This window comes from Desulfuromonadales bacterium, assembly GCA_035620395.1.
In the GTDB taxonomy this organism is placed as follows: Bacteria; Desulfobacterota; Desulfuromonadia; order Desulfuromonadales; family DASPGW01; genus DASPGW01.
Genome location: DASPGW010000240.1, coordinates 1 through 6455 on the forward strand (window position 1 = coordinate 1; position 6455 = coordinate 6455).

7 protein-coding genes are annotated in these 6455 nt (G+C 67.9%); 4 read left to right on the plus strand and 3 right to left on the minus strand.

Annotated features, from left to right (window positions below; genetic code table 11):
• The first annotated feature begins 131 nt into the window (after positions 1-131).
• The 4 genes from VD811_13255 (at position 132) to VD811_13270 (ending at position 3979) form a co-directional block, all read left to right on the plus strand.
• Positions 132-698, plus strand: coding sequence for a flavin reductase family protein (locus VD811_13255; GenBank protein ID HXV21949.1), 567 nt, complete (start codon positions 132-134; stop codon positions 696-698).
• A gap of 63 nt (positions 699-761) precedes the next feature.
• Positions 762-1313 (plus strand): YaeQ family protein, encoded by a 552-nt coding sequence (locus VD811_13260; protein HXV21950.1) that lies wholly within the window; start codon positions 762-764, stop codon positions 1311-1313.
• A gap of 80 nt (positions 1314-1393) precedes the next feature.
• The gene (locus VD811_13265; protein ID HXV21951.1) at positions 1394-3280 is read left to right on the plus strand and encodes an ATP-binding cassette domain-containing protein; all 1887 of its coding nucleotides are present in this window, start codon (positions 1394-1396) and stop codon (positions 3278-3280) included.
• A gap of 72 nt (positions 3281-3352) precedes the next feature.
• The gene (locus VD811_13270) at positions 3353-3979 is read left to right on the plus strand and encodes a peroxiredoxin (protein ID HXV21952.1); all 627 of its coding nucleotides are present in this window, start codon (positions 3353-3355) and stop codon (positions 3977-3979) included.
• Positions 3980-4139: 160 nt separating this feature from the next.
• On the opposite strand, the gene VD811_13275 is transcribed toward VD811_13270, so the two are convergent.
• The 3 genes from VD811_13275 to VD811_13285 form a co-directional block, all read right to left on the minus strand.
• On the minus strand, positions 4140-4997 hold the full coding sequence (locus VD811_13275) for a 4Fe-4S ferredoxin (protein HXV21953.1): 858 nt from the start codon (positions 4995-4997) through the stop codon (positions 4140-4142).
• 41 nt (positions 4998-5038) lie between these two features.
• Complete coding sequence (locus VD811_13280; GenBank protein HXV21954.1) at positions 5039-5884, minus strand: undecaprenyl-diphosphate phosphatase; 846 nt, start codon at positions 5882-5884, stop codon at positions 5039-5041.
• A 28-nt stretch (positions 5885-5912) separates the two neighbouring features.
• A partial coding sequence (locus VD811_13285) for an ATP-binding cassette domain-containing protein (GenBank protein HXV21955.1) occupies positions 5913-6455 on the minus strand: 543 nt, incomplete at its 5' end.

A 6455-nucleotide genomic window follows, 5' to 3' on the forward strand; every position in this document is an offset into this window, starting at 1 on the left:
ACAGCCTTACTCACCGCCACCGCGCCGGGTTCCACCCCGGCGCCTCGCCCGGCAAAATCTCCGGCATCGGCTAAAATGTGAAAGCTGGCCCGAGGGACGAAGCATGCCACCTTCTGCGGAGGAATACTTTCATGGACAAGACCAGACTCGCCACGCCCGTTTTTCTCTATCCGATGCCGATGACCCTGGTCGGCGCCATGGTCGACGGCCGGCCGAACTGGCTGGCGGCGGCCTGGGTCACACCGGTCAACTACAGCCCTCTCTATTTCGGCGTGGCGCTGGGCAAGGGGCACCACACCAGCAAGGGAATCCGCGCCAACCGGCAGTTCAGCATCAGCCTTCCCGGCCGCGACCTGCTGGAGAAAACCGACTTTTCCGGGCTGGTGTCGGGGACGCATGGCGACAAGTCGACTCTCTTTACCCCCTTCTTCGGCCAGCTCGAAGCGGCGCCGATGGTCCGCGAGTGCCCGCTGGCGCTGGAATGCCGGCTGGTCAAGACGGTCGACCTGCCGGCGGACGAGTTCTTTATCGGCGAGGTGGTCGGCGCCTGGAGCGAAGAGCGTTTCCTCAGCGGCGGGATGCCCGACATCGAACGGATGCACCCCTTCACTCTGACCATGCCCGACAACCGTTACTGGGCCGTGGGCGAATGCATCGGCCAAGCCTGGCACGAAGGGGAGAAGCTGCGGGAATCTTAATTCACTGGCCTTTCCGCGGCAGCGGCGCTATCCTGTGCGCCACCCGTCCGGAAAGGAATCGCCGTGGCTTTGACGCCCACCATCTACCGAGTCTCCATCCAGCTTTCCCACGTCGACCGCGGCTGCTACGAGCACCTGCAGGCGACCGTCGCCCGGCACCCCTCGGAGACCGCCGAGCGCCTGGTGGCACGCCTGCTCGCCTACGCCCTCTGCTACGAGCCGGACCTCGTCTTCACCAAGGGGATCGCCGCCGGCGACGAGCCCGACCTCTGGCGCAAGGGGGGCGACGGGCGGGTGGAACTCTGGCTGGAAGTCGGCCTCCCTGACCCCGAACGGCTGCTCAAGGCCGCCCGCCACGCCGCCCGGGTGATCCTGCTCGCCAGCGGCAGCGGCCGCTGGCGCTGGGAAAACGCCCACCTGGCGCGGCTTGCCGCCGTCCCCAATCTGCGCATCTATGGCCTCGACTACCACTTCGTGCAGCAGGTGGCCGCCCTTCTGCAGCGCTCCATCGAGTGGTCGGTCACGGTCACCGACGGCACCCTCTACCTGAACATCGGCGCGGTCACCCTGGAGACAACCGTCGAAGTCCTGGCGGCCGGGGCCGATGCCGACTAGCCACAGGCCGCCCCCTTCCTTCATCCCTGCGCTTCTGCCATAATATCCTTCTCCAAAACCATTCAAGGAACGATAGGAACATGGCCCTGCTGAGTCTTCGCAACGTCACCCTCGCCTTTGGCGGCGCCCCCCTGCTCGACGGAGCCAGCCTGCAGGTGGAACGGGGAGAACGCATCTGCCTGCTGGGACGCAACGGCGCCGGCAAGTCGTCCCTGCTCGCCCTGGTGGCGGGCGAAGTGGCGCCGGATGCCGGCGTCATCGACCGGCAACAGGGGCTGCAAGTGGCGAGCCTGCCGCAGGACGTGCCGCAGGAGCTGCAGGGGAGCGTCTTCGAGGTGGTGGCCGGGGGCCTCGGAGCGCCGGGGGAGGCGCTCTGCCGCTACCACGCCCTCAGCCGGCAGCTGGAGATGAGCGGCGATCAGAGCCTGCTGCCGGACCTGCTCGACGTGCAGCACGCCCTCGACGCCGCCGGCAGCTGGCCGCTGCAGCAGCGCATCGAGCAGATGCTGACCCGCCTCAAGCTGGAGGCGGATGCACCGCTCGCCAGCCTCTCCGGCGGCGTGAAAAGGCGCGTGCTGCTCGCCCGCGCGCTCGCCGCCGAGCCCGACCTGCTGCTCCTCGACGAGCCGACCAACCACCTCGACATCGAGTCGATCGGCTGGCTGGAGGAGTATCTGCTGCGCACCGGCATCACCCTGCTCTTCGTCACCCACGACCGTGCCTTTCTGCGGGCGCTGGCGACCCGCATCGTCGAGCTCGACCGCGGCCGCCTGCTCGACGTCGCCGGCGGCTACGACACCTTTCTGCTGCGCAAGGAGGAACTGCTGCATGCCGAGGCGCAGGAATGGGCCCGCTTCGACAAAAAACTGGCGCAGGAGGAGACCTGGATCCGCCAGGGGATCAAGGCCCGGCGCACCCGCAACGAGGGGCGGGTGCGGGCGCTGAAGGCCATGCGCGAAGAGCGGCGGCAGCGCCGCGAGCGCACCGGCACCGCCCGACTGCAGCTGCAGGAGGCCGAGCGCAGCGGCCGGCTGGTGGCCGAGTTGACGGACGTCGGCTTCGGCTACGGCGGCGAGCCGATCATCCGCAGCCTCTCCACCACCGTCCTGCGCGGCGACCGCATCGGCATCATCGGCCCGAACGGCGCCGGCAAGACCACCCTGCTCAAGCTGCTGCTCGGCGAGCTCAGGCCGCAGACCGGCGAGGTGCGCCTCGGCACCAACCTGCAGGTCCTCTACTTCGACCAGCTGCGCGAGCAGTTAGACCCGGACAAGACGGTGCAGCAGAACCTCTCCGGCGATCAGGACACGGTGGTGGTCGGCGGTCAGGCGCGCCATGTCTACGGCTATCTGCAGGACTTTCTCTTCACCCCCGACCGGGCCCGGACGCCGGTGCGCATCCTCTCCGGCGGCGAGCGCAACCGCCTGCTGCTGGCGCGCCTCTTCACCCGCGAGGCGAACGTGCTGGTTCTGGACGAGCCGACCAACGACCTCGACCTGGAGACCCTCGACCTGCTCGAGGAGCTGCTCGCCGACTTCCAGGGGACGCTCTTCCTGGTCAGCCATGACCGCGACTTCCTCAACCGGGTGGTGACCGGCACCCTCGTCTTCGAGGGAGAAGGTCTCGTTGCCGAGTATGTCGGCGGCTACGACGACTGGCTGCGCCAGCGCCCGCAGCCGAAGGTGGAGCCTGCCGCCGCCGCTCCAAAACCGGCAAAGCCGAAACCGGAGCGGGAGCGGCCGCGCAAGCTCAGCTTCCGCGAACGGCACGAGCTCGACGAGCTGCCCCGGCAGATCGAGACGCTGGAAGCCGAGCTGGCGGCGCTGCACGGACGGATGGCCGAGCCGGCCTTCTACCGCGAGCAGGGCGAAGCGGTAGCCTCAGCCACCGCCCGTTTGCAGCAGCTGGAGGGGGAACTGGAAGTAGCCTACGCCCGCTGGGAGGAGCTCGCCGCATTGGAGGGTTAGGGAGCGGTGGTTTGCCGGCGGCGCCTGGCCGGGGTAGAATGGTATCATCTCATGCGAAAAGGAGCTTCCGCCATGACCCATCGATTCCCCACTCTGGCGCTGACGGCCCTGCTGGCCCTGCTGCTCACCGCCTGTGCCACCACCCGGCCGCAGATTCCGGTCGATACCCGCTCGGTGCAGCCGGGCGAGACCGTCACCCGCGGCGGCAAAGTCGTCCTGCCGCTGCTCGGCACTCCGCTCGCCGTCGGGCAGAAGCTGCCCTCCGTCAAACTGGTCGACATCAACCTCAAGAGCGTCGATCCGGCCGGAATGCAGGGAGAGGTACTACTGCTGAGCGTCGTTCCCTCCCTCGACACCCAGGTCTGCGAACGGCAGACGCACCTCCTCGGCGAAGAAGGACCGAAACTGCCGCCCGGCGTCCGGCTGGTCACCATCAGCCGCGACCTCCCCTTTGCCCAGAAGCGCTTTGCTGAAGAGGCTGGCTTCAAGGAGATCCTCTTCCTCTCCGACTACCAGAAGTCCGACTTCGGACAGTCGACCGGGCTGCTGGTCGACCAGATCTACCTGCTCGCCCGCTCGGTCATCCTCGTCGACCGCCAGGGGACGGTGCGCTATATCCAGGTCGTCCCCGAGCTCTCGCACCTGCCCGACATGAAGACGGCTTTCGCCAAGGCCGCCGAATTGGCGAAAGAGAAATAGCCGGCGGCGGTCACGGACAAAACGGCAAAAAAGAGAGGCGGTCTGCACGCAGATCGCCTCTCTTTTTTGCCCCTGAGCGGGCTCCAACACCGACCTTCACTGACCTGGTTCGCCTAAGGTCCGTGTTGGTCCCTGTCAGTCGGCGCCCGTTCGTGTGCCGTTATTGCACCGGATTCCTGTCCTCGCACGGAATCTTCACCTGGCACAGCCCGCAGGGGGTGGCGCCGGTGCCGTAGTGCTCGGTGGCGTAGGGGGTAGTGACGTTGCGGATGTAGTCGTAGCACTTCGGCTTGTCGTGACCGGCCTCGGTGATGGCGTCGGCCGGGCAGCGGCGGATGCAGGCGCCGCAGGTCCCTTTGGCGTACCAGAGGCACCAGTCCTGGTGGCCGGCGTAGGGCCGGGGGGTCGGCGGCAGGTCTACGGCAGCCACCACCGAACCGAAACGCACCGCCTTGCCGAGTTCCGTAATCAGGCCGTCGGATAAACCGAAGGTGCCGTGGCCGGCGATCCAGGCGGTGTGCCGCTCCGACCAGTTGGAGGCGAGTCCATAGCGCTCGCTCTGCCGGTAGGCAAAGCCGGGCAGGCGCTCGGGGGCGACGGCGGGTATGCCGGCCTCGGTCAGCCTTGCGGCCAGATGCAGGCGCAGCGCGCAGTTGAAGGCCTCGCCAAAAAAGCGCGAGCGGGCCCAGCGCTCGGCCGGATAGTCGGTGGCCGAACGCTGGTCGGCGCGGGTCGCCTCGGTCTGCGGCAGGATGTAGCTGATGACCGTGAGGCGGCCGGCCGGCAGGGGAGCGGCGGGAAAAGCGAGAGCGAAGGCCTCGGCCGGGGTCCAGAAGAAGGGGCCGATATCGGCCTTGAGCATTTCGTAGAGGGGATCGTCGCCGCCCGCGAAGGCGACCCGCGGCTCGCCCCAGGCCCTTTCGCTCCTCCCCTCGCCGAGGGAGTTGGCCGCGGAGGCGCAGAAGTCGTGGATGATCCGCTCGATCCAGGCGGCGCGGTCAGCGCATTGGCTGCTCATCGGTCTTGCTCCTTGGGAAGAGCTGAAGCCGCCTCGTCCGGTCAGAGGCTGAGCGAGACGGTCAGCACCAAAGCCAGGGCGATTCGGTACCAGCCGAAGACGGCCATGCCGTGGCGGTTCAGGAAGGCGAGGAACCCCTGCACGGCGACCCAGGCGACGAGGCAGGAGACGACCATCCCGACGGCCAGTTCCGCCCCGCCGCTCGCCTGCAGCAGCAGCGGGCCCGCCTTCAGGAGGTCGTGGATGGTCGCGGCACCGAGGGTGGGGAGGGCGAGGAGGAAGCTGAACTGGGCCGCCGCCCGGGGCTGAAAACCCAGCAGCCGGGCGGCAACGATGGTCACCATGGAGCGGCTGGTGCCCGGCCACATGGCCAGGCACTGGGCGAAGCCGATCACCAGGGCGGCCCGCCAGGTCATGGCCCCGATCGGCTTCTCCAGGCGGCTTGCCTCGGCGGCTCCGGCCTTGCGGGCGTGGTGCCATTCGACCGCGATCATCAGCACACCGCCCGCCGCCAGAGCGAAGATCACCGGGCCGATGCCGAAGAGGTGTTCCTTGATCCAGCCGCCGGCGAGCAACCCGATGACGGCTGCCGGGAGGAACCCGGCGACAAGCTGCAGCAGGAGGTTGCGGCCGTCCGGGTCGCGGCCGGCCGCCCCCTTCAGCATCGAGGCGATGCTGGGCAGGTAGATCCCGAGGACCGCCAGCAGCGCCCCCGACTGGATGACGATCTCGAAGGCGTCGACGCCGGCCTTGGCCGCCGGATCGTCGTAGAGGCCGAGCCACTGGGAAACCAGGATCAGGTGCCCCGTCGAGGAGACCGGCAGGAACTCGGTCAGCCCCTCGACCACCCCCAGCACCGCGGCATCGAGAACAGAGATTACGGGCATTAGCTTGTCCTGCAAAATCTACCTGGGCCTACCGCGTCAGCTGGCGGTACTTGATCCGGTGCGGCCGCTCAGCCTCGGCGCCGAGGCGCTTCTTCTTGTCCTCCTCGTATTCGGAGAAGTTCCCCTCGAACCAGACCACCCTGGAGTCCCCCTCGAAGGCGAGAATGTGGGTGGCGATGCGGTCGAGAAACCAGCGGTCGTGGCTGATGACCACGGCGCAGCCGCCGAAGTTCTCCAGGGCCTCTTCGAGGGCCCGCATGGTGTTCACGTCGAGGTCGTTGGTCGGCTCGTCCAGAAGGATGACGTTGGCCCCCTCCTTCAGCATTTTGGCCAGGTGGACGCGGTTGCGCATGCCGCCGGAGAGGGTGGACACCTTCTTCTGCTGGTCGCTGCCGGAGAAGTTGAAGCGTGACACGTAGGCGCGGGAGTTGACCAGGTTCTTGCCGAGTTCGATCTGCTCCTGGCCGCCGGTGATCTCCTCCCAGATGCTCTTCTCCCCGTCGAGCTCGCGGCTCTGGTCGACGTAGGCGAGCTTGACCGTCTCGCCGACGCGGATGCTGCCGCCGTCCGC